The 22400-nt window shown below is 58.7% G+C and carries 19 protein-coding genes and 1 pseudogene; 7 read left to right on the forward strand and 13 right to left on the reverse strand.

What is annotated here, in order from left to right:
* Positions 1-518: 518 nt before the first annotated feature.
* A complete protein-coding gene (locus tag CAY35_RS07240; RefSeq protein ID WP_109303974.1) occupies positions 519-2705 on the reverse strand; it encodes an MMPL family transporter in 2187 nt (728 codons plus the stop codon).
* 166 nt (positions 2706-2871) lie between these two features.
* Between CAY35_RS07240 and CAY35_RS09880 the strand changes: the two genes are divergently transcribed.
* A complete protein-coding gene (locus CAY35_RS09880; protein ID WP_258265690.1) occupies positions 2872-3069 on the forward strand; it encodes a hypothetical protein in 198 nt (65 codons plus the stop codon).
* A gap of 1114 nt (positions 3070-4183) precedes the next feature.
* Here the strand turns inward: CAY35_RS09880 and CAY35_RS07250 are convergent.
* The 7 genes from CAY35_RS07250 to CAY35_RS09720 form a co-directional block, all read right to left on the reverse strand.
* Positions 4184-5758, reverse strand: a complete 1575-nt coding sequence (locus CAY35_RS07250; RefSeq protein WP_258265691.1) for an SDR family oxidoreductase — start codon at positions 5756-5758, stop codon at positions 4184-4186.
* On the reverse strand, positions 5755-6417 hold the full coding sequence (locus CAY35_RS07255) for a MarR family winged helix-turn-helix transcriptional regulator (RefSeq protein WP_258265692.1): 663 nt from the start codon (positions 6415-6417) through the stop codon (positions 5755-5757). The genes CAY35_RS07250 and CAY35_RS07255 overlap by 4 nt, the downstream gene beginning before the upstream one ends.
* A gap of 804 nt (positions 6418-7221) precedes the next feature.
* A complete protein-coding gene (locus CAY35_RS07260; RefSeq protein ID WP_109303975.1) occupies positions 7222-8244 on the reverse strand; it encodes a hypothetical protein in 1023 nt (340 codons plus the stop codon).
* 38 nt (positions 8245-8282) lie between these two features.
* The gene (locus CAY35_RS07265; protein ID WP_109304030.1) at positions 8283-9086 is read right to left on the reverse strand and encodes an exodeoxyribonuclease III; all 804 of its coding nucleotides are present in this window, start codon (positions 9084-9086) and stop codon (positions 8283-8285) included.
* Between the two features lie 61 nt (positions 9087-9147).
* Positions 9148-10878, reverse strand: a complete 1731-nt coding sequence (locus tag CAY35_RS07270) for an AMP-binding protein (protein WP_109303976.1) — start codon at positions 10876-10878, stop codon at positions 9148-9150.
* Positions 10879-11068: 190 nt separating this feature from the next.
* On the reverse strand, positions 11069-11896 hold the full coding sequence (gene nadE, locus CAY35_RS07275; protein WP_109303977.1) for an ammonia-dependent NAD(+) synthetase: 828 nt from the start codon (positions 11894-11896) through the stop codon (positions 11069-11071).
* Positions 11897-11965: 69 nt separating this feature from the next.
* Complete coding sequence (locus CAY35_RS09720) at positions 11966-12757, reverse strand: hypothetical protein (RefSeq protein ID WP_109303978.1); 792 nt, start codon at positions 12755-12757, stop codon at positions 11966-11968.
* A 94-nt stretch (positions 12758-12851) separates the two neighbouring features.
* On the opposite strand from CAY35_RS09720, the pseudogene pyrE reads away from it, so the two are divergent.
* Positions 12852-13405: pseudogene (gene pyrE, locus CAY35_RS07285) on the forward strand (orotate phosphoribosyltransferase).
* A gap of 303 nt (positions 13406-13708) precedes the next feature.
* Here pyrE and CAY35_RS07290 read toward each other — a convergent pair.
* Genes CAY35_RS07290 through CAY35_RS09500 form a run of 5 tightly spaced genes read right to left on the reverse strand, consistent with a single transcriptional unit; the run spans position 13709 to position 17401 of the window.
* Positions 13709-14479: an ABC transporter gene (locus CAY35_RS07290; RefSeq protein WP_109303979.1), complete on the reverse strand. Its 771-nt coding sequence runs from the start codon at positions 14477-14479 to the stop codon at positions 13709-13711.
* Positions 14480-15247, reverse strand: coding sequence for an ABC transporter permease (locus CAY35_RS07295; RefSeq protein WP_219930464.1), 768 nt, complete (start codon positions 15245-15247; stop codon positions 14480-14482). It abuts the gene before it with no gap.
* Complete coding sequence (locus CAY35_RS07300) at positions 15244-16239, reverse strand: ABC transporter ATP-binding protein (protein ID WP_109303980.1); 996 nt, start codon at positions 16237-16239, stop codon at positions 15244-15246. The genes CAY35_RS07295 and CAY35_RS07300 overlap by 4 nt, the downstream gene beginning before the upstream one ends.
* Complete coding sequence (locus CAY35_RS09725; RefSeq protein ID WP_146191938.1) at positions 16229-16492, reverse strand: hypothetical protein; 264 nt, start codon at positions 16490-16492, stop codon at positions 16229-16231. The genes CAY35_RS07300 and CAY35_RS09725 overlap by 11 nt, the downstream gene beginning before the upstream one ends.
* A 51-nt stretch (positions 16493-16543) precedes the next feature.
* Complete coding sequence (locus CAY35_RS09500) at positions 16544-17401, reverse strand: hypothetical protein (RefSeq protein WP_146191939.1); 858 nt, start codon at positions 17399-17401, stop codon at positions 16544-16546.
* A gap of 390 nt (positions 17402-17791) precedes the next feature.
* On the opposite strand from CAY35_RS09500, the gene CAY35_RS07310 reads away from it, so the two are divergent.
* The 5 genes from CAY35_RS07310 to CAY35_RS07330 all read left to right on the forward strand — a co-directional run bounded on the left by CAY35_RS07310 (position 17792) and on the right by CAY35_RS07330 (position 22277).
* Complete coding sequence (locus CAY35_RS07310) at positions 17792-18955, forward strand: CE1758 family FMN-dependent luciferase-like monooxygenase (protein ID WP_109303982.1); 1164 nt, start codon at positions 17792-17794, stop codon at positions 18953-18955.
* A gap of 11 nt (positions 18956-18966) precedes the next feature.
* Positions 18967-19656, forward strand: a complete 690-nt coding sequence (locus tag CAY35_RS07315; RefSeq protein ID WP_109303983.1) for an FMN reductase — start codon at positions 18967-18969, stop codon at positions 19654-19656.
* 335 nt (positions 19657-19991) lie between these two features.
* A complete protein-coding gene (locus tag CAY35_RS07320) occupies positions 19992-20642 on the forward strand; it encodes a TrmH family RNA methyltransferase (RefSeq protein WP_258265693.1) in 651 nt (216 codons plus the stop codon).
* 199 nt (positions 20643-20841) lie between these two features.
* A complete protein-coding gene (gene fbaA, locus CAY35_RS07325; RefSeq protein WP_101629763.1) occupies positions 20842-21864 on the forward strand; it encodes a class II fructose-bisphosphate aldolase in 1023 nt (340 codons plus the stop codon).
* Positions 21864-22277, forward strand: a complete 414-nt coding sequence (locus CAY35_RS07330; protein WP_101629764.1) for a DUF3151 domain-containing protein — start codon at positions 21864-21866, stop codon at positions 22275-22277. The genes fbaA and CAY35_RS07330 overlap by 1 nt, the downstream gene beginning before the upstream one ends.
* Positions 22278-22400: the final 123 nt, after the last annotated feature.

Below are 22400 nucleotides of genomic sequence, written 5' to 3' on the forward strand. Positions count from 1 at the left end.
ACAATTTGACCCTTAACCCGCCGATTCTGCGTCGCTCTATCGTCGTCTTGCGTCGCCCTGCAGCACGGCAAGCTCTCAGGGCATGGCGACGAGAACCCGTCAGCGACAATGGCTAACATCAACGGTGTCGCACTCAGTGCTACGCAGGGCTGGGTCGCTAAGGCTCGCAGCCGCGGGCTGCTCCCACCAGGGCGTCGCGGCCGTGCTGGGTAGCGTCGGGGACTGGAACTGTTTCGTCCCCCTCGCACATGAAATTATGAACAGTCGTTCTGCCTCACGATTTCAAACTTTCCGCGGAACCTATCTGTGGATAGGTGTGCTGTGTTTTACGACCTAGCAGCGTGGGTAGCGCATGAGTTAGCTTACGAAACGCGCGTGCATTCGCGAGGTCATGGTCTGACCTCGTTGTGCAGATAGGCGGCACAGATCGCATCGCCCGACGTCGGTCGAACCTTCGAGTTCAAGACTCTGCCCCAGCTCCCACTAGCTACATGCCCATGAGGCATTGAATCCCAGTTCTACATTTCGCCTTTTCCGAGCTTTGAGGGCCACCAGATTTTGCGGCCGATATCTGTTGCGAGGGCAGGCACGAGTAGCGATCGAACAATAAAGGTGTCAAGCAATACACCAAACGCCACGATGAATGCGATTTGCGCGAGGAACAGAACTGGGATGACCGCAAGAGCCGCAAACGTTGCCGCGAGCACGAGACCGGCAGAGGTGATCACGCCGCCTGTGATGGCTAGACCGCGCGAGATGCCCCCTCTTGTGCCGTGCGCAACTGATTCTTCGCGCACTCGGGTCATTAGGAATATGTTGTAGTCAATGCCGAGTGCGACAAGGAACACGAACCCATAGAGTGGCACGGCCGGGTCGACGCCGGGAAAGTTGAAGACGTGGTTGAACATCAACGCGGCGACACCAAGCGCGGTACCGAAAGACAGTACGGTTGTCGCGATAAGAATCAGTGGCGCAACAATTGACCGAAGCAGCAGCATCAGGATCAGTAGGATCACTAGCAGCACCACGGGAATGATGAGCGTGCGGTCATGGATTGACGCGTCATTCGTGTCAACGGCGGTTGCCGTCACGCCTCCTACGATCGCGTCGCTACCCGAAAGCTCTCCACGAGTGGTACGCACAACCTGCTCCGCGGCTTCAGAATCTGCTGCGACGCTGAGCGTTGCCTGCAGTAGCACTTCTCCGCGCGAAACCGTAGGTTCCGGTGTGGGAGTTCCTGGAGGGCCAACAGCTTGAAGACCGTCTTTGGTGACCAGTGCGGTGCCGCTCGGTGAATCTGCCGCTACAACCGAGACGCTGTCAACACCATCGATGTCGATCAATGTTTGGCTGGTCTGCTGGAGTGTGGCTTCGGGAGTGAGGACATACATGGGGCTTCCCGAACCTCCGGGGAAATGCTTACCGAGTACCTTCTGTCCATCACGAGCCTCACTGGCTCCGAGCACCAAGTTTGACTGAGACACTCCAGATGCGTTGAGCTGGCTGGCCCCCAACACTCCTAGGGCGAGGACCACGACAGTAACTACCCACGTGGGTCGTGGATGAGTACGAATAAAGTTGGCGAGGCGGGCCCACATGCCCACTGGCATTCCATGCTCTGCCGCGACAACCTCAGGTTCAAAGTGTGGGCGCTTAGGCCAAAAAGCGGCACGACCGAATGCGAAAAGGATGGCGGGCAGCAGCGTGAGGGCTGCAAGCATCGCAAAAAGAATTCCCACAGCGGCGACGGGACCGAGTGAACTATTGGACTTGAGGTCTGAAAGCAGTAGACACAGCAGCCCGGCGATTACGGTGCCTCCCGAAGCGAGGATTGGTTCGAACGAACCGCGAAGGGCCTGCCGGGTCGCAGTGCCGCGATCCTTTGTCTTCCGCAACTCCTCACGAAACCGAGACACATATAGCAGGGAGTAGTCGGTTGCAGCACCGATCACGAGAATGAAGAGAATGCCTTGAGTCTGACCGGAGAGCGTGAACAGCCCCCATTTTGCGAGCCACCAATTCGCAAGCAGCGCAACGGTCAGCGCCATCAAACTTGTCGTCAGCACCGCTACAGGTAAGAGCAGGGAACGGTACACAATGATGAGGATGATGAGCACGGCAAGCAGTGCAACACTGAGCAGGAGTCCGTCAATCCCTGAAAACGCGTTCACGAGATCAGCGGTGAACCCAGCCGGACCGGTGACATACACTTGAACGCCCTCGGGAGCCACAGCGCGCAAATGCTCACCTATTCCGGTCGTTGCTTCGCGAACCCCATCCTTCCCTTCAATAGGCACAAAGGTTTGAGCGGCCTTACCGTCTTCGGACGGAATAAGCGAAGACACCTCTGAGGACACGCCTGGCACGCTTTTGGGGAGCGATGCCACCGCATCGCTGAGTTGAGAGAGCTGTTTGGGAGTGAGCACTTTTTCACTTGCGACCACCACGACCGCGGGAATTGCCTCGGAGTCGCGGAAATCAGCAAGTCGTTCTTGCACCTGGGTGGCGTCAGCCGAACTGGGCAAATACGCAGTCTGGTCATTCGATGAGACCTCATCAACTTTGCCAAAATATGGGCCACCCAGGCTACCAGCACCCACCCACAGCACAATCAGGAGCGCCGGAATCAGTACTCGTGCCCAACGGCGAACTCTCGGCCGCGCTTCTTTTGATTCTGTCAGCGGTTGTGCTGCACGTGGATTCATGGCGCTTCCCTTATACCTAGCCAAGGAAATTTATTTACCTTGGTAAATAATTTATATTAGATAATATAATACCGGGGCCGCTGCCAGTTCAACGCCAGAAGAGAGCCTGCACCTCTTCGCTGTCGAAGCGAATGACCCTGAAGGCAGGATCATCGGTCGCTCCGAAATGGATCAACAATCCATGCAACAAATCGGAGAAATCATGGCAGCGCTCGGCCCGCTCCGCGATGCGGTGGATCGCCTGTTTGAGGCCTCATTGGCTTACATGAAACTTGGGTGGAAAGACATGGGCGCTCTGCATTTTCTTATCGTCGCAGCGAATTTAAAGAAGATAGCAACCCGGGGCTGTAGGCAACCCACCTAAAACCCTCGACTGTTTCAATAACAAAACTGTTAGACCGTCTCGAGGGAGGCGGTCACATCACGCGGTCAATTCATCCAGAAGGCAGATGAGCCGCCGCACTCGCTATCACGCCTGACACGCACGAAACCGCCACGCAGACGGTGGGTCGCCAGCAGACAAAACGAATTCATACAGCTGCGCGGTTCACTTCTCAAGAGTGCGAGGTGGTCGCACGATGTATCAACGATATGGCAAACGAGCTTGCTGTCTCCACTGAGCGCTGGGCTACCCAACAACACTAAGAACAGGTGAAAGCCATGAGTGTGATCATTGCGGGCTCACCTGGCTTAGTGGGGACCGCACTGACTGCTGATCTACGTGACCAGGGCAAGCGTGTGGTGCGGCTCGTGGGGCGCCCCGTGAAGTCGGCTGATGAGGTCAGCTGGAATCCTGACTCCGGGCAGCTTGACCCGGATATTCTCCGCAACGCAAGTGCAATTGTCTCACTTGGCGGAGCAAGCGTCGGCCATCTCCCCTGGACCTCGAAGTATCGAGACACGCTCTGGAGATCCCGAATTGACGCGACCCGCACAATCGTCCAGCAATTCGGGCTTTGGCTCAGAATGGCGAACCTATTCCCTCCCTCATTTCTGCTTCGGCCACCGGGTTTTATGGCTCCAAGCCCGGTTTCGAATTTACGGAGCGGTCACCGGTGGGCGACACATTTCTTGCCTAGTTGTGCGCTGCATGGAAATCCGAAGCACTCAGGGCGGACGAAACCACAGGGGTGACTCTTTTGCGCACCGCCCCGATCCTGCACCCGCAAGGAGTGTTGCGTCCAATGATCCAGCTCACACGACTCGGTCTCGGTGGGCCGCTCGGAAGCGGGAAACAGGTCTGGTCTTGAATTTCATTGGAGGATCAGATTCGAGCGATTAATCACATCCTGGCGCACACGATTACCGGACCGGTAAATCTTGAAGGCCCCGTTCATGCAACCAATGCAGAGATCGGAAGGGCGCTTGCCAGGAAGCTGCATAGGCCGTTCCTCCTGCCCACCCCGACGGTAGAGGACGCGATTCACGAGATAGTCTTCTTGACCACAACCTCTACGTCGCGCATTGGCCCATGGAACCTATTCCTCTAATTGTTCTGCTTGCAAGACGATACGGTGAGCCATACTGCGAAAAATGAACCCATGGAACGGAAGCATGCTCAGCCAATAGAGTCTTCCTGCCAGCCCCCGTGGGAAGAAGGTGGCTTTCTGCCAGTAGCGGGAACCCGACGAACTGGGGTCGACTCCGAGCTCCAGCCAAGCTTCTCCTGGGAGCTGCATTTCAGCTCTGAGGCGAAGAAGTTTGTTCGAGATAGCGAGTTCAACTCTCCAAACATCAATTGCGTCACCGGCTCTCACTTGTGAGCTCGTGCGTCGTCCTCTCGCCAGTCCCACTCCGCCGAGAGCGCGGTCCAGGATCCCTCGCAATGACCACAGTGTCTGAGCTGAGTACCATCCTTGCGCGCCTCCGATCTGCGAGATGACTTGCCACAACGCCTCCTGCGTGGCTGAGGTTTCAAGACTCCGCTCGTCCGTGAAAACTTTTCGCCCCGCCCAGACGGGGTCACTTGGCAACGGGTCGCTTGGGGCTCGCGGGACGCGAGTATCGACCCAGCTGGTCTCGACGCCGTCAACAGCTATGCGGCCGAGCGCAAATCTTACGGCCGCGCGATAGTTCGTCAGTCCTGGGGGCGGTGGGCTGATCCACTGATCTATGTCATGCTCACTCATTACACAATCATTCTGCAAGGACTCCACCAAAGGTTTGGCAATCTGGCGCGGAACGGGAGTCACCAGGCCAACCCAATGAGACGCAAGTCTTGGGGTCAGAACGGGGAGCGCCGCAATGTGACGTCGGGGCAGACCTGCTTCAAGTGCATATGCGTTCATCATCTGCTCATATCGCAGAACATCGGGGCCACCGATGTCGAACTCGCGGTTGAGCGCTTCGTTGATACGAGCAGTAGCGAGTAGGTAGTAAAGTACGTCTCTGATCGCTATTGGCTGGATAAAATTTCGGACCCACTTGGGTGCAGGCATATACGGCAGTACCTCGGTCAAGTGCCGTACCATTTCAAACGACGCTGAACCAGATCCAATGATCACCCCGGCCCGCAGGACGATCGTGGGCACTGAGGAGTCCAGGAGAATCTTCGCAACCTCGGCACGTGAAGCGAGATGTGCCGACAATTTTGTGTTTTTTGGATGGAGCCCGCCGAGATAGATGATGCGTCGTATGCTCGCATCAGCGGCCGCGGCAGCAACTGCCTGTGCGATCGTTCGGTCAGTCGCGGCGAACTCTTTCCCTGCGGTCATCGAGTGGACGAGATAGTACAAGGTGTCGACTCCGACGCACGCCCTTCGAAGAGACAGGGCCTCCGATGCGTCACCCTCACAAATCTCAACTTTGTGCGCCCATGGCATGGCCAAGATTCGCTCTCGCGACCGAACGAGAACCCTCACGCGGTATCCAGCTGCCAACAGTCTCGGAATAAGCCGGCCGCCGACATACCCCGTTCCTCCGAGCACCAGCACGAGCGGTATCCTGCCATCATCACGAGGGAGCGCGATCAGCTCATCTTCGGCACCTGTCGGGTACGTTAATTCTTCGTGTTCCGCAAGCCGCAGGCTTTCGGCATCGCCCTCTCTCATCATGGCGCTCTCCTCACTGTTCTAGGTTTCTGACGCAACCCACCGTCAGGCATTGATAGCGAAGAGTCGAGTATTTGTAACACGTTTTCTACGCTCGCCCAGGTCTGACGATCCGCAGTGATGCCCTGGGTGAGTTCGTCAAGGAATCGGGTCACTATTGCACGTTCACCGCTGGACAAGCGGGAAGCCGCCAGAAACGTCCGTTCTTGTTCGCGGCCAACGGACCGTTGAATCATCGCTTCGGTCTGCGGTCTCACTTCAATCGTGAAAGCTCGTCGATCGGACGGGTGGATGCGGCGGGAGATGTGCCCACCACGTTCAAGCCGGTTCAGTAACTTTGTCGTCGAAGCAGGTGAGATGCGCAGATGTTTAGCGAGCATCGTCGGGGTTGGAACGTTTCCTCGGCGCAAGGAGACCACAAGGAACTGCAACGCATGCATCTCCTGAGCGGAAAGGTTCATGGCAGAGCGGGATGCTTCGGTGAGTTTACGTTCTGCATCGCGCAGATTCGCAAGAGAATGTGTGAGCTCGTTGACTTCCAGCAATTCGGGTTCGGAGATATTCGGTGCTTCGAACATGCCGTTCGCCTGCGACGCATGCATCAATCGTTCGAGATCTTGCTCGATGAGGGTTTCTTCCGATCTCGACTCGACGCTTGCCAACTGTCACTCCTCGAAATTTTCAACAGAACCACTACAGTTTACTTTCCTGTGGTTTACTATATCGTACTAAAAACAACATTGTTGCTTGAGCTTTCGCTCTTACCTTTAGGGTGCAAAATTGGCATCATCGTCCGAATTGGTCGTACTTGTGGATCACACTGGAGCCCCCATTGGGACCCGACTCAAGTCCGATGTCCATGATGAGAACACGCCCTTGCATTTAGCTTTCTCGTGCTACCTGTTCGATGAACACGGCAGGGTACTCGCGACACGTCGGGTACTCCCGGAACCTTAGGTGAAGCTGTCACTGCTGCACCCCAAGCGCTCAGCCCGTGGATGAGGGAGCAGCTACCGCAGTAGCACCAGCTCGGTGCTCTCCTAGGAGGACATTGCAACGTTTGACACAACGGTGAGTCGCACCACTGGCAACGAAACGCCCACTGAGATCGAAGTCGAGATACGGAAGATTATCGACTCTCGGGCAGCCCCTCAGGGGCCTACGGAGTTCATTTTTTGGAACTTTGTAAACTCGCTGCAGCGCAGCTGAACGGTGGAAAGCATCTTCGTCCACGCCTGGACCTTGACCGCCATCAACGTCTCTCAACCATGCCCACCCGGCAACCCCACCAACGATCCAACCTGTCAAAAACAAGACCTCACCATCTTCACACCACGCCAAAAACACCAACCCCAAAGGGCATGCCTGTAACGTGCATCCCTCGCTCATGAAGAAACGCAAAGACTGAGCGGACGGGGAGCAGATCCGTTCAGAAAACAATCCCGCCCCGCCCGAGGCGTCAGCCGCTAACCAGCGTGCGCCCACATCGAAATTGAATCCCACCGCCGCCGCAACCGGAAATAAGCGGACGCGGCAGTCGACACATCCTCATCCAATAACGCATCCAACCCATCGGCGACATCCAAAGCCGAATCATCCGGCCACGCCCTCGCCGTCAACAAGCCATAATCCAGCTCAACCATGGAATCCGGGCGGAACTGTCCCAACCAATCATGCAACTCGGCAACCGACGCCAACATGCCACCCGGTTCTGACCCGTCATCAGCCACACCTGACGCGCCAAACAGACCGGATAGCTCGCCATCCTCATCGAACTCGTTCGCATCGGACTCATCGCTCATGATCATAGAAAGGGACGACAACGCCTCAACCGCATACGAAGCCCGCTGGCGAGCCAACACCAAAGGAACCCGAACCGCGGCCGTCAGCGGCTGCGAATCATCCGCCGTGACGACCTCCTCCTCATCCCCGGGACGGAACAGGGTGAACCAACTCAACGGGACCCGCCACGTAGACATCCGCGTGAACAACGGGGAATCGGCCAGCCACATCCCGTGCTCCTGCAAACGCTCACTATGAGCCTCCGCCGCAGCCGGAGGGAACCAGACATCCAAAACATCCTCGGGCGCGTAATCCTCCAACAAAGACGCCGCAATGCCCGCCCGCAACGGCTCCTGCGCAGGGCAAAACATCACGACATCGCCATGATCCCTGTCGAGCACAATCATGCGATACTGCTCGACAGTCCCATGCGGAAACGGATCCACCCGCGGCCGCGAAATACGCGCCAAAGAACGCCACAGCGCAGCCTCTTCATAGAACGGCGCATCCAACGTATGCCCCGGCGTGACAATCAGAGATTGTTCAGCGTCATCGAAACTGGAAAACGGCGAATACACACGCAAATACGCGGTAGGCGGTGCGTTACGCAACGTCCCCATGGACATCTCCGGAAAACCGCCGGTGCCGCTGCCGCTGCCAGTGCTGCTACCGGTGCCGTTGTCGTCGTTGCCTGAAAAAGTCGCCATCAGACCGCTGAACTCAACTCGACCAACCCAGCGGAACCTTACGCCAACGTCACGACGACCGGCGCGTGATCCGACGGGCCCTTACCCTTGCGTTCCTCGCGGTCAACGGCTGCATCCGTCACCCGCGCAGCCAAAGCGGGAGAGAGCAGCTGGAAATCGATGCGCATCCCCTCACCCTTAGGGAAACGCAGCTTCTGATAATCCCAGTAGGTGAACACTCCGGGGCCGGGGTGACGCTCACGCATCGGGTCCGCAAAACCCGTATCCAGGAACGCGTGGAAAGCGTCGCGTTCAGGCTGTGACACGTGCGTCAACCCGTTGTCGAGGAAGTACTGCATGTCCCACACGTCCTCATCACGCGGGGCGATGTTCCAGTCACCCGTCAACGCGATCTGCGCCTGCGGATCCTCCGTCAGCCAGCCGGCCGCCTGACGGTTCAGCTCAGCGAGCCACTCCAACTTGTACGGCATGTGCTCATCGTCCAGGGCGCGCCCATTCGGCACGTACAAGCTCCACACGCGCACACCACCACAGGTCGCGGCGATCGCGCGAGCCTCCTGAACCGGATCCACCCCGCCCTTGCCGAACCCAGGCTGGCCAGGGAAGGTCCGCTCAACATCCTCAAGCCCCACGCGGGACGCGATCGCAACACCATTCCACTGCGAAAAACCGAAATGCGCTACGTCGTAGTCGAGCGACTCGAACAGTTCCCACGGGAAGTTCTCATCCTTACATTTGGTTTCCTGGATGGCCAGAACATCAACATCATTCTGCTCAAGCCACGCCTCAACACGGTCAGCGCGGGCCCGCAGCGAATTCACATTCCACGTTGCAATCTTCACGCACATAACCGTATCAACGTGCGGCGCCTCGGCAGTGCAAGGCCGCCGCCCGCATCGGTGGCTACTTAGACCGGACCGACTTCAGCGCCGGGAAGTCGCGCTCCTTATACTCGGTGCCCTGAGCGTTAGGCAACAGCTGTCCGTCAGGTCCACGCTTCTCGGCCTCTTCGTTGCGCAGGTCAACGCGGCGGATCTTGCCTGACACAGTCTTAGGCAGATCCGCGAACTCGAGGCGGCGGATCCGGCGGAACGGCGGCACGTTTTCCTTGCAGTAACGGAAGATGGACTCCGCGGTTTCCGGGGTCGGTTCGTGCCCGGCCGCGAGAATGATGTACGCCTTCGGCACAGACAAACGGATCGGATCCGGAGAAGGCACCACCGCGGCCTCAGCGACGGCGGGATGCTCAACCAGAACAGACTCCAGCTCGAACGGCGAAATACGGTAGTCCGACGACTTGAACACGTCGTCAGCGCGCCCCACATACGTGTAGATCCCGCGCTCATCCACCTCAGCGATATCGCCCGTATGGTAGAGGCCTCCGCGCATCGCCCGCTCGGTGCGCTCCGGCTCGTTGTAGTAGCCCGCCATGAGCCCGCCCGGGCGGGGATCCAGACGCAAGCACAACTCACCGAGCTGCGCTTCCTCACCCGTGGTCGTGTCGATCAAGACCGGCTCATAGCCCGGCATCGCACGCCCCATCGCACCAATCTTGACCGGCATACCAGGAGGGTTGGCGACCTGAACCGTGGATTCGGTCTGCCCGAAACCGTCACGGATCGTCTGGCCCCACGCCTTCGCGACCGTATCGATCACAAAGGCGTTGAGCGGCTCACCAGCGGAGACGAGCTTCTTCGGCGGGTTCGTCAGACGCGTCAGATCAGCCTGGATCAGCATGCGCCACACGGTCGGCGGCGCGCAGAAACTCGTGACCGACTCCTCCGACATGTGCTCCATCAACTTGATCGCATCGAAACGTTCATAGTTATAGATGTAGACGGTCGCCTCGCCGATCCACGGCGCAAAAACATTCGACCACGCGTGCTTACCCCACCCCGGGGACGCGACGTTCAAATGCACATCGCCTGGCTCAATGCCGATCCAATACATCGTGGACAGATGCCCCATTGGGTATGAATAATGCGTGTGTTCCACCAGCTTCGCTTGCTGTGTGGTGCCCGATGTGAAGTACAGCAACATCGAATCGTCACCGGTGGCCTTGCGTTCCGGAACGAACGAGGTAGGCGCGGCATCCGCATCGGACCAATGGTGAGCCCCAGCGAAAACCGAATCAACATCGATCAACGAATACTCGCCCTCGATGTCAGCGAACTTCTCCAAATCATGCTGATCAGCGATGACCCAGCGCGCCCCGCCGCGCGTAACGCGGTCCTGAAGATCCGCCCCCACCATCTGGGTTGTCGTCGGGATCAAAACCGAACCGAGCTTCACGGACGCCAAAACCGACTCCCACAACTCAACCCGGTTGCCGAGCATCAAAATGATCTTGTCGCCAAACTTCACACCCAGCTGCGCCCACCACGACGCCACCTGATTCGACCGTTCCGAAAGCTCCTCCCACGTGCGCGTGGTGCGTGTCTCATCGTCCTCAACGATGATGAGCGCCGGGTCATTCGCGCGCTCGCCGGCCGCGACCTGATCGAACCAGTCAAACCCGAAGTTGAAGCCCGGGATGTCCGGCCACGTGAACGTTTCACGCGCTTTTTCGTAGTCCTCCCGGTAGGTCAGCAACTGGTCGCGTGCGGCCTTGTACTGCTCGAATTGTTGCGACATGGGTTCCTCCCGGGGGTTCGTCGGTCCCGCCGTTATTGAGGCGGGCGGGGCGCGCTGGTTCGCGCGGTTTTGACGAGGTTTGTGTTGAACGGATTGTTGTTTAGGTTATCGATAAATGCGCCGGCGAGCCGGAAAGATACGGACCATGACGAAGGTCATTCGTGGTGGCGGGGTCAGTTCCGCCACTGCCTCATTCTTTCCACCAGGCGTCCGATGGGGTGGCTGGGGTGCGGCGCTTGTGTCGGCTACGGAGGTAGGCGGCTTCGATGCGTTCTGCTGCTTCGTCTGGGACGGTTTCGCCGCGCAGATACGCGTCGAGGTGGGCGTAGGAAACACCCATTTCGTCCTCATCGAGCCGTCCGGGTTGGTCGTCCAAGAGGTCAGCGGTCGGGACTTTATCGACCACGCGTTGCGGCGCCCCGAGGTGACGCAACAGTTCACCGACCTGCCCCTTCGTGAGCCCAGCCAGCGGGAGCACATCGGCGCCGCCGTCCCCGAACTTAGTGAAGAACCCCATCGTCGATTCAGCGGCCTGATCCGTACCAACCACCAGCTGGCCGCGTTCGCCTGCGAGTGCGTACTGTGCCGCCATCCGCATGCGGGCCTTCAGGTTGCCGCGGTTGAAATCCGTGAGCGGGGAGCCCGTGGTGGCTTCGATCTGCTGCTCAAGACCGGCGACACCCGGCGCGATATCCACCGTGTGAGGGTCATCGGCCTGGATGAAGTCCATCGCGGCCTGCGCGTCGGATTCATCGGCCTGGATCGCGTGCGGCAAACGAACCGCGGTGAACGTGGCGTCTGTGCTGTGTTGGGTGCGGAGGCGTTCGACCGCGAGCTGCGCGAGGCGGCCCGCGAGCGACGAATCAACCCCGCCCGAAATACCCAAAACATAGCCGCGCGCATGCGCCGTGAGGGCGTAATCCACCAAAAACTGGACGCGATCCTCGACTTCCTGAGCCGCGTCAATCTTGGGTTTGACACCCATTTCAGCGATGACCTGTTGCTGCAGAGACCTCATAAACCCAGCTTAGTCCTAGGCGTGGGTATGTGGGTGGGTGCGTGGGCGGCGGCGCGGGGTGGCGCCGGCTTACGATGCGGGCGGCGCCGGTGGCGGCGGCAAGAAACCGCGTGGGGTGGTGTTGTCTTCCGATTCTTGCTGTTCTTCTGGCGGCGCAGGGTCAGCTGGCGGTGCAGTGTTTGTTGGTGGCGCAGGCGGAGGTGGCAACTGTGGGGAAGCCGCGGGCTCAGCGTTAGGCGCGGCTGCGTCGTGGGTTACGGGCGCATCGGGAGCTTCGGATCCACCGTCCGCCGGAACGGCGCTATGCCTACCTGCGCTGTGCCAGCCAGCGCTGCGGCGACCGGTGACGCGACGTTCCGTGCTGTGACGTTCGGTTTCAGTTTGAGCCGCATCGGTCGTTGTGGGTTCAGCGTTAGCCGCGGGCTCGACGTTAGGTGCTGCCGCATCGTCGGCTTCCTTGCTGTGCGGGCCGGCGCTCTGAGCGATCTCCTGATCAACCTCAGCCGCGGCCGCCTCAACAACGCCGCGCATCGAAACCTTCTCGGAAACCGGGGCGTCCAGGCCGACATCATCCGGGACCTGAGGCGCCGGAATCACGGGCTGAGCCGCACGAATATGCGGGTCAGCGATCGCCTCAGCCTCATGCTCGGCGGCACGAACCGCGGCATAAATGTCCTCAGAATCAGCGCCGAGGCGCTTAGCGATCGCGGCATCAACCGCATCGGCATCAGGTTCCCAATCAGTAGGTTCCCAATCCGTGGGCTCCCACGAAGAATGAGGCTCGGGAATCTCAAGCTCGGCAGGAGCCGCATCGAACGGCTCAACATCCTCGGCCGGGCCAGGAGGAGTAGGAAGAGACATCGGGTACCCCCAATCGTTGACCTAACCCCAGAATACGGTGAATAAGGCGTGAGGGAAATGAGGAAAACCCGGCGGAGCGCCTAAACTAGGGAACATGACCAGCAACGAACGCGCACGCCTGCAACAGCTCATCAGCGGCCTCGCCGTGGTGCGAGGCAAAGTGATCCTCTCCTCCGGGAAAGAAGCCGACTACTACGTTGATCTGCGGCGGGTGACGCTGCATCACGAAGCCTCGATTTTGATTGGTCGTCAGTTGCTGGAAGCCTGCGACGACGCCGGTGTGAGCTTTGAGGCGGCTGGCGGTCTCACGATGGGCGCCGACCCTGTGGGTACCGCGATCATGCACGCGGCGCGGGAAGCCGGGCGTGAGATTGACGCGTTCGTGGTGCGGAAGGCCGCGAAAGACTACGGCATGGGCCGGCAGGTTGAGGGGCCGGGCGTGAGGGGCGCGACGTGCTGATCGTGGAAGACACGTCGACGACCGGCGGTTCCGCGCTTACCGCGGTCGAAGGTGTACGGAAGGCGGGCGGCAACGTGGTTGCTGTAGCGGTGATCGTTGACCGTGACACCGGCGCAGCCGAACGCATCAAGGAAGAAGCTGGCGTGCCGTACATCGCGCTGTTCAGCAAAAACGACCTCGGCCTCTAACCTTTGGCAACAAGAGTGCTGAAATAACCTTTAGCAACAAGAGTGCTGAAATAATCTTTAGCACCGTAAGTGTCGAAATAAATTGTGGCTGCCGCCCCTTGCTGGGGCGGCAGCCACTTTTTGTGCCCGGGTTATGTGCGCGGATGGTTGCGGCAGGAAAATAGCAGCACTAGTGATGCCGAAGGTTAAACACGGCGCTGCTTGGCTGCGGAATAACAGCACTCACGATGCCGAAGGTTATTTATGCGCTCAATTCGCTCAGCGTTATTTCAGCAATTTCGTTGCCCAAGATTAAAGGCCCGGCTAGATCACGCTGAACTTATGCCCCGCACGCAGCCGCGAACGGGCGATCTGCACCATCAGCAACCCCAGAACAGCCCACGCCAAGCCGCGAACCGCATCGAACGCAAGCACAGACCAGGCCACCCCCGAGTTCAAGTTACCCACCGCATCGACCACACCAGTCAGCGGGACCACCGCACTCAACGGGGCCAGCCATTGCGGGAACAACGCGACCGGCACAATCACGCCCGCCATAACCGGCACAACAGCGCCGGCGAACGCGGCACCCTGATACGGGTCAGACAACGCCAAACCGATGCCCGACATCGAAATCCCCAACAAGCCACCCACCAGCAAAGCGCACACCACCAACAAGGCGAGCCGCGCCACCACCGGCAAGTCCCCGCGTCCGGACATCACGGTGATCACCGCAAGCGATGCCACACCCGCCGGCAACGCGAGTAGTACCGGCATCACCATCGACGCCAGCCAGTACGCGAGATCCACCCGCCGGTATTCGTGCACAACCTGGAACACGCCGAGGTTCCGGTCGGTCGCGGTCTTGGAAACCACCCCGGAACACACGCCCAAACCGATACCCACCAGCGTGGACGCATACGCGGTTCGCAACACATCCATGGACCCGACGTCCTTGGCGAGCAGAACACTGAACAGAATTTCCAGCAGCGGGATCGCAAGTATCGAGACCAGCAGGGTCCCGATGGTCGCGTACGCAATCGATGACGCCAAAGAAACCTGGAACGCGGCTCCAAAACGAGATGCGAAACTCATCTAGATCACCGCCAATGTGCCAGCGGAACGGGCCTTACGGATAGCTGATTTGCCGAGCCAGTACGATGCGGCGAACCAGCACGCTGTCACGCCCAGGCCGACGAGGAGACGGAACATGACCTCGCCTTCCGGGACTTGGCCCAACAAAACCTGGGTTGGTGCTGACAGCGGAATAATGTAGCTCAGCTCGTGTAATACCGGTGGCGCGTCTGTAGAAGTGAAAACAAGACCAGAAAGAATGAAAACAGGAATCAGAAGAAGCTCTTCATACGCAATAGCGTTCGGTGTCAGCACGAAAAGCGCTGCAATCACAAAAGAAATGCTGAGACATGAAACCCACAGCAACAGGATGCTGACCGCAACCGAGGCCCCTGAAACCGGGGGAGTGCCGTGGCCTACGTCAGTCGCAATCCACAGTAGACCCCACGCGAGCCAAGCGACCGCGAAGGATAGAAGCCCGAAAACCGAGGCCGCAGACACAACGGCAGCCGCCGGGGAAAGAACGTTGATGCGTGCACTGAATAGGTGGACAAGCGTGCCTTTGAACCGTTCGAATCCAAGGATTCCCGCGGCAACAGTTGTGGTGGTCCACATGCCAACGATGCCGCTACGCATCCACGCAACCCACGAGTCGCCACCCCACGCATAGTAGGCGAGCGCTTGAATAGCGAGAATGCCGAGGGTCGATGTGGCCATCAGCGAAACGAAAAACGGAACCCGAGCGAACTCGCCCAGGTGGAAAGCAACCATACGGAAGTAGCGCATCATGTGCGTTTGAGCTCACCTGCCAACGACAAATAGGCTTCCTCAAGCGTGGGTTGCCTGGTTACTAAATCGTTCGGTATTTCGATGCTGTGTTCCCGGAAAATACGCTGTACTTCAGCTTGAATCTGTGCGGGGGTTTGGCCGCTTTCCCAGAAAACAGTGAGCCCCCATCGTGCGCCTTTCGGGGACTGACGCAGCTCCTTCACCTGCGGCTGGGAGCGTAGCGCTTCGACGATCTCGGTGTCGCCTGCGTGGATTGTTGCAGTGGTTGTAGCGGTAACACCTGCGTAATTCACGACTTCCGTGAGGCCGCCTGTGAAGTGGATGCGGCCGGCACCGATGACCGAAATGACGTGAGACACGTCCTCGATTTCAGACATCGTGTGGCTGGTGAGAAAGACGGCATGTCCGTTGTTAGCGAGATCCTTCAGCAGGGCACGGATGGATAGCGCGATGTCTGGGTCGAGCCCGTTCGTTGGTTCATCCATGACGAGCAAAGCCGGGTGCCCCAGAAGTGCGCGGGCGATGTGAAGACGCTGAACCATTCCCCGCGAGAAAGAATTGACTTTCTGGTTGCCATTTTGAGATAAACCGACAGCCTCAAGAACTCTTTCAGTCTCTGCAGGGATGTTTTTCGCTGGGATGCCTGCGACGTTGGCGAAGAAACGCAAGTTCTTGATAGCGTTCGCCCTAGGGTAGAAGCCGAGTTCGCCGCCGAGGGCAAGCCCGACGTCGCGGCGGGCCTGCTGCGAATGTGTTGTGGTGTTGTGGCCGTTGACGATGACCTCACCTCGGCTGGGGTCCAGGATGGAGGCCGCCATCTTCACCAAGGTGGTTTTTCCTGCGCCGTTCGGCCCGATGAGCGCATGGATCTGGCCAGGTTCAACGGTGAGTGAAACGTCACTGACTGCAGTGAACTTTCCCTTGTCATACGTCCGCGAAACATTGCGGAACTCTAATGCGGGAACCTTCGAATCATTCGAATCAGTAGAAATATTCTTCCCCTATCTTTACTTCGTCAAGCCCAAAACCTAGGAAGCCTAGAGGGTCTCTTTCTAGTGTTTTTGCGACTGCCTCTGCGGCTTCTTCGGCACCTAGGGAGTGATAGGAAGCGACGACGATTCTCCGTAAGGTGTTCATTGAGTTGATTGCACCAAGGAAGAAAAGCCTACCGAATGCATGCGCGGCGGCAGATATTGCGCCAGGGTAATCTCCCGAATAGTAGAGGGCACAGGAAAGTTCAGACAATGCCTCTGCAAGATACTCCGGAGCCGTTTTCGCGACGAATCCACAATTCTTTTACAGTACCTTGACTGCGCCAACAAAGTCGTCCTTCAGAACACGTATCTGAGCGACGTTAATTGCTATCTGGCTTGCGTATCGGGCGCCCATCGACAGTTCAAGAGGACTGGCTGTATTTGTTGATAGGAATTGCTTGAGTAAGTCCTCAGCTTCGTGTAACAACGAAACAGAATTTGAGTAGTCAGGTCCTTTCAGTTCCACAAGCGCAATTAGGTTGAGCTTGAGAGCTCTCTCTAGAGGACGAGATCGTTCTGGAACGTCTTCCATGGATAGAGACTTGTCTAAAGTTTCGGTAGCTCTATCGGCATGGCCAAACCTTTTGAACTGAGAGGCGGCTAACCGGTGGTTCGCCAAGTAACGTTGGGCTGAATCTTCCGCCCTCTGCGCGCTTAGTTCAAAATAATCGGTTGATTCCACTTTGCTTAATGCTGCAAGTATCGTTCCGGACAGTAGAAGATCGTGGTAAGAACCGTGTCCCTTGAGCCACTCACCAACTTCAGTTATCGCTTCTGCAACGCAAGCGTAATCCCCGAAGAATGTAATCGCCGCATCTGTTCGAGTGCTAAAACTTTTCCTATCTTCCGTTATCCATGAAGTGATTTTTTCACCTTCGATCGGGTCAACGGAAGCGATTTTGCAATGTTCGAGATAGAAAACTCTGAAATCACTGAACCGCCGGACACCTAGATCGTTACTGATTACTGGTGCAGCAAGGCTTCTCCACTGAGATGCACGCGATTCCGGCGGTTGCAGTGAGTTCAGGATGAGATTTGAGCGTTCGAAGAAAGCAGGTGAATGGCGTCGATATCTGAGGGCTTGCCTCAGCTCCGCAATGTGGTCGGGAATACTATTCAACGTTTCACCGAGGGCTATCTGATGCGTGATTCCAAGCTGTCATCAGTTGTGCAAAAGTGTGGAGCTTGTTGTTTGCAAGCTGTGCTGCAATTTCTGCGGGTTTATTCATTTTGTATTCTCCTTAGAGTTACGATCCATGCCTTGACTGTGTTGTACATCACAGCGATAGATCAATCGTGACACAGGGGGTATCCGAGGCCAAGGCTTTATTGCCATAGTTTGAGAAAAACTGTCCAGTGGCTCGGATTGCTTGGAGGTGACCTCCTCGGTCGCAGTGTAGTTGACGTGAATTTGAGGCTGGCAGGGATGAAGCGGCGCACTCGGCGGTTGATATATTTGACACGTCAGCAAAGTTCGGGGTTTAAGCCCCGGCATCTAGGAGAAACCACCATGGAATTCGGTATCTTCACCGTCGGAGACCTCACCCCGGACCCCACCACCGGCAAAATCCAGACCGAACACGAACGTCTCCGGTCCATCCAGAAATACGCGATCAAAGCCGAAGAAGTTGGCCTCGACTTCTTCGCGCAAGGCGAGCACCACAACCCACCGTTCGTGGTGTCCTCACCAACCACCAACCTCGCCTACATTGCCGCGAAAACCGAGCGCATCAAACTCACCACCTCAACAACACTCATCACCACCAATGACCCCGTCCTCATCGCCGAGGACTACACGATGCTGCAACACGTATCCGGCGGCCGCATCGACCTCATGATGGGCCGCGGCAACACCGGCCCCGTCTACCCGTGGTTCGGCAAAGATATCCGCCAAGGCATCCCACTTGCCATCGAGAACTACCACCTGCTGCGCAAACTCTTCCGCGAAGAAACCGTGAACTGGGAAGGTAAATTCCGCACCCCGCTCCACGGCTTCACCCTCGCGCCCCGACCACTCGACGACACCCCACCATTCGTGTGGCACGGCTCCATCCGCTCCCCAGAAATCGCCGAGCAAGCCGCGTTCTACGGCGACGGCTTCTTCCACAACAACATCTTCTGGAACATGGAACACACCGCATCCATGGTTCAGCTCTACCGCCAACGCTACGAACACTACGGCCACGGCGGAGCCGAGCAAGCCATCGTCGGCCTAGGCGGGCACATCTTCGTAGGCGAAACTGAGAAGAAAGCCAAGGAATTCTTCCGTCCATATTTCGACAAGGCGCCCGTCTACGGTTACGGGCCGTCGCTTGAAGAGTTCACGCGGGACACCCCGCTGACCGTCGGTACCGTGGAACAAGTGATCGAACGGACGCTTGGATTCGCCGATGCCGTGGGCGACTACCAGCGGCAAGGCTTCCTGATCGACCACGCAGGCCTGCCGGAAGAGGTTGTGTTGGAGCAGATCGAGATCCTCGGCCGCGACATCGTGCCCGTGCTCCGCCGCGAATTCGAGGCGCGCAGACCTGCCGGCGTCCCGTCGCGGGCACCAAGCCACGAAGAGCTCGCCGCCCTGCCGAAGGATCACGACTACCACCAGGTGATCTCCTCGCCGGTGGCCCGCGCGGCGGAAGCTGCGAAGCGGGCCGAAGCGGCGGAGAGCAACAACTAAGAGGGGGAGACATGGCACTCAAACTTGCTGCAGTAACAGCGGGGCTTTCGCAGCCATCGAGCACCAGGCTTTTGACCGATCAGATCGTCAACGCCGTCCGCGCCTCGGTGACCGCGCGCGGCGAAGACGTTGAGGCGGAGGTCATTGAGGTCCGTGAGATCGCTCAAGACCTCACGCAGACGATGCTGACCGGCGGGATGCCGACCCCGAAGCTGACTGAGGTGCGCGCAAAACTTGCGGCGGCCGATGGAGTCGTTGCGGTGACGCCGGTGTTCACCGCGAGCATGTCGGGGCTGTTCAAGATGCTGTTCGACTCGCTTGATGTGGATACGTTGCGGGGTGTGCCGGTGTTGGCGGCGGCGACGGCGGGGACGCCGCGGCATCAGCTGGTGATCGATCATGCGATGCGTCCGATGTTCGCGTACCTGCACGCGACCGTGGTCCCGACTGGTGTGTTCGCGGCGACCGAAGATTTCGGGTCCGATGCGGCGAAGTATCTTGAGGGCCGTATCGCGCAGGCGGCGGATGAGCTCACTCAAGCGATGATGAGTTTCGGCAACACAGTTGCTGGATTCACGGCGATGCAGCAGCCGGCCGGTAAGGACAGACGTCAGCGGACGTCCGGGAATGAGCTGACGGATGTGGTGGATTTCGCGACCCTGCTGGAGGGCCACGACGGAACCCCAACTTCCGAGGCTTAACCCCACCAGATTAACCTTCGGCACAGAAATTGTAGTTATTTCGTTGGTAGTGCTCCTGCCGCTACCGCTGGCAGCGGCAGGGGAGGCGGCAGCCGTGCCAAGGGGCACGGCCACACCACCAAGGCACGCGGTCGCACCAAACCAAGGCGCAGTGGCAGCGGAACCCGCGGCGAAAAATAACAGCACTAGCGATGCCGAAGGTTAAAACGGAGGGTGGCTGCGCAAAAATAGCAGCACTCACGTTGCTCAAGGTTGTTTCGGTTCTCGAACCGGGCAGCGTTATTTCAGCAATTACGTTGCCCAAGATTAAAACGGGGGACGTACAGTTGTATCCCGTGAGCGAGAACCAAACACCGGACGAGAACGAAACCCCCGAGCACGTCGTCGGCGTCGGCCCGTGGGAAGGCCCCCACCCCGAAGGCGACCACTGGGACCCCGAACTCCTCGCCCACGGCGACCGCCGCAACGTCCTCGACGAATACCGCTACTGGAAACACGAAGCCATCGTCGCCGACCTCAACACCCGCCGCCACCCGCTCCACATCGCCATCGAAAACTGGCAACACGACTTCAACATCGGCACCGTCGTCCGCAACGCCAACGCATTCAACGCAGCCGCCGTCCACATCGTGGGTCGTCGCCGCTGGAACCGCCGCGGCGCCATGGTCACCGACCGCTACATGACCGTGATGCACCACCCGACCGTCGAAGACTTCGTGGCCTGGGCTCGGCAAGAAAACATCCCGATCCTCGGGATCGATATCTTCCCCGACTCCGTCCAACTCGAAACCTACGACCTCCCAGAGCGATGCGTGCTCGTCTTCGGCCAAGAAGGCCCGGGACTCTCCGAAGAGATGCGCACCGCCGCGGTCGACACCCTCTCGATCGAACAATTCGGATCAACCCGCTCGATCAACGCCGGCGTCGCCAGCGGAATCGCGATGCACGCCTGGATCCGCCAACACGTCTTCAACCAACATCCCTAAACGCCAACACCACCGCGCCACCCCAGCGCTTCAACGCAGCGCTGCACCACCGCGGGTCGGTAGCATAGAGGAAGACAGCGGCACCGCCTTCCAGCGGAACCGTTACGTGCGCACACGCCGGCCGGCACGCCAAGACCAAACCGGCCAGCGCATCGTGCGCCTAGACAGCCGCGCCAGCCCCTATATAGAAGGAGCCCACATGGGTGTTGCAACACCGGACCAGTACAACCAGATGCTCGACACCGCCAAAGCCGGCGGATTCGCTTACCCTGCGTTCAACGTGACCAGCTCCCAGACGGTTTCCGCGGCGCTCGCCGGCCTCGCGGAAGCAGGTTCTGACGGCATCCTGCAGATCTCCACCGGTGGCGCGCAGTACTTCTCCGGTTCCACCGTGAAGGACCGCATCGCAGGTTCTCTCGCGTTCGTCGCGTACGTGCGTGAGGTCGCTAAGAACTACCCGATCACCGTCGCGTTGCACACCGACCACGCGCCACGCGAACAGATCGACTCGTGGGTGATGCCGCTCATCGAGGCCTCCAAGGCGGAGGTTCAGGCCGGCCGCGACCCACTGTTCAACTCCCACATGTGGGACGGCTCCGCTGAGACGCTGAGCGAAAACTTGCGCATCGCGCGCGAACTGCTCCCGCTCACCGCGGCGAACAAGCAGGTCCTTGAGGTTGAGATCGGCGTTGTCGGTGGCGAGGAAGACGGCGTTGAGAACGAGATCAACGAAAAGCTCTACACGACCATCGACGATGCCGCCGCAACCGTTGAGGCGCTCGGCTCCGGTGAGTTCGGCCGCTACATGACCGCTCTGACGTTCGGTAACGTTCATGGCGTCTACAAGCCGGGTAACGTCAAGCTCCGCCCAGAGCTGTTGAAGGAAATCCAGGACGAAATCGGCCGCCGCCTCGGCAAGGACAAGCCGTTCGACCTTGTGTTCCATGGCGGTTCCGGCTCCTCCGAGCAGGAGATCGCGGACGCGGTTTCCTACGGCGTCATCAAGATGAACATCGACACCGACACGCAGTACGCGTTCACCCGCCCAGTGGTTGAGCACATGTTCCGCAACTACGACGGCGTGCTCAAGATTGACGGCGAGGTCGGCAACAAGAAGCTGTACGACCCACGTTCGTGGGGTGCTGCGGCTGAGAAGTCGATGGCTGACCGCGTGGTTGAGGCGTGCCAGGACCTCGGTTCCGCAGGGAAGGCGATCAAGTAATGATCGGCCGTAACCTGTTGGGGATCCCGGAGACGCGAATCCCTGAGAACCCTGAGTTGGTGGCCCGGTACGATGCGGGCGATGAGGCTGAGGATTTGGTGCGTCAGTTCCCTGCCGAGCAGCTTCCGTGGGCTTTGATGGCTGAGGATGCTGCCGCCGATGGCCGCGACATTGAGGCGTACGCGTTTGCCCGGGTGGGTTACCACCGTGGTTTGGATGCGTTGCGTCGTGCTGGCTGGAAGGGGCAGGGCCCGGTTCCGTACGAGCACGAACCGAACCGTGGGTTTTTGCGTTGCTTGTATCAGTTGAAGCTCGCTGCCGAGCGGATTGGTGAAACCGAAGAGGTTCAGCGCATCAGTGATTTCTTGCGCGATTCGGACCCGGAAGCGGAAGCGAAGCTCGCCGCCAACTAACCCCCTTTTTTAACCTTCGGCATCAAAATTGCTGCAAATTTATGCGAGAGCATTAATTTTTTTACAGCAATTTTGATGCCGAAGATGTTTAAACCGCGGTTTCGCGCCGCTTGCGGCGCGTCC

This window comes from Pseudoglutamicibacter cumminsii, from assembly GCF_003143995.1.
GTDB lineage: Bacteria > Actinomycetota > Actinomycetes > Actinomycetales > Micrococcaceae > Pseudoglutamicibacter > Pseudoglutamicibacter cumminsii_B.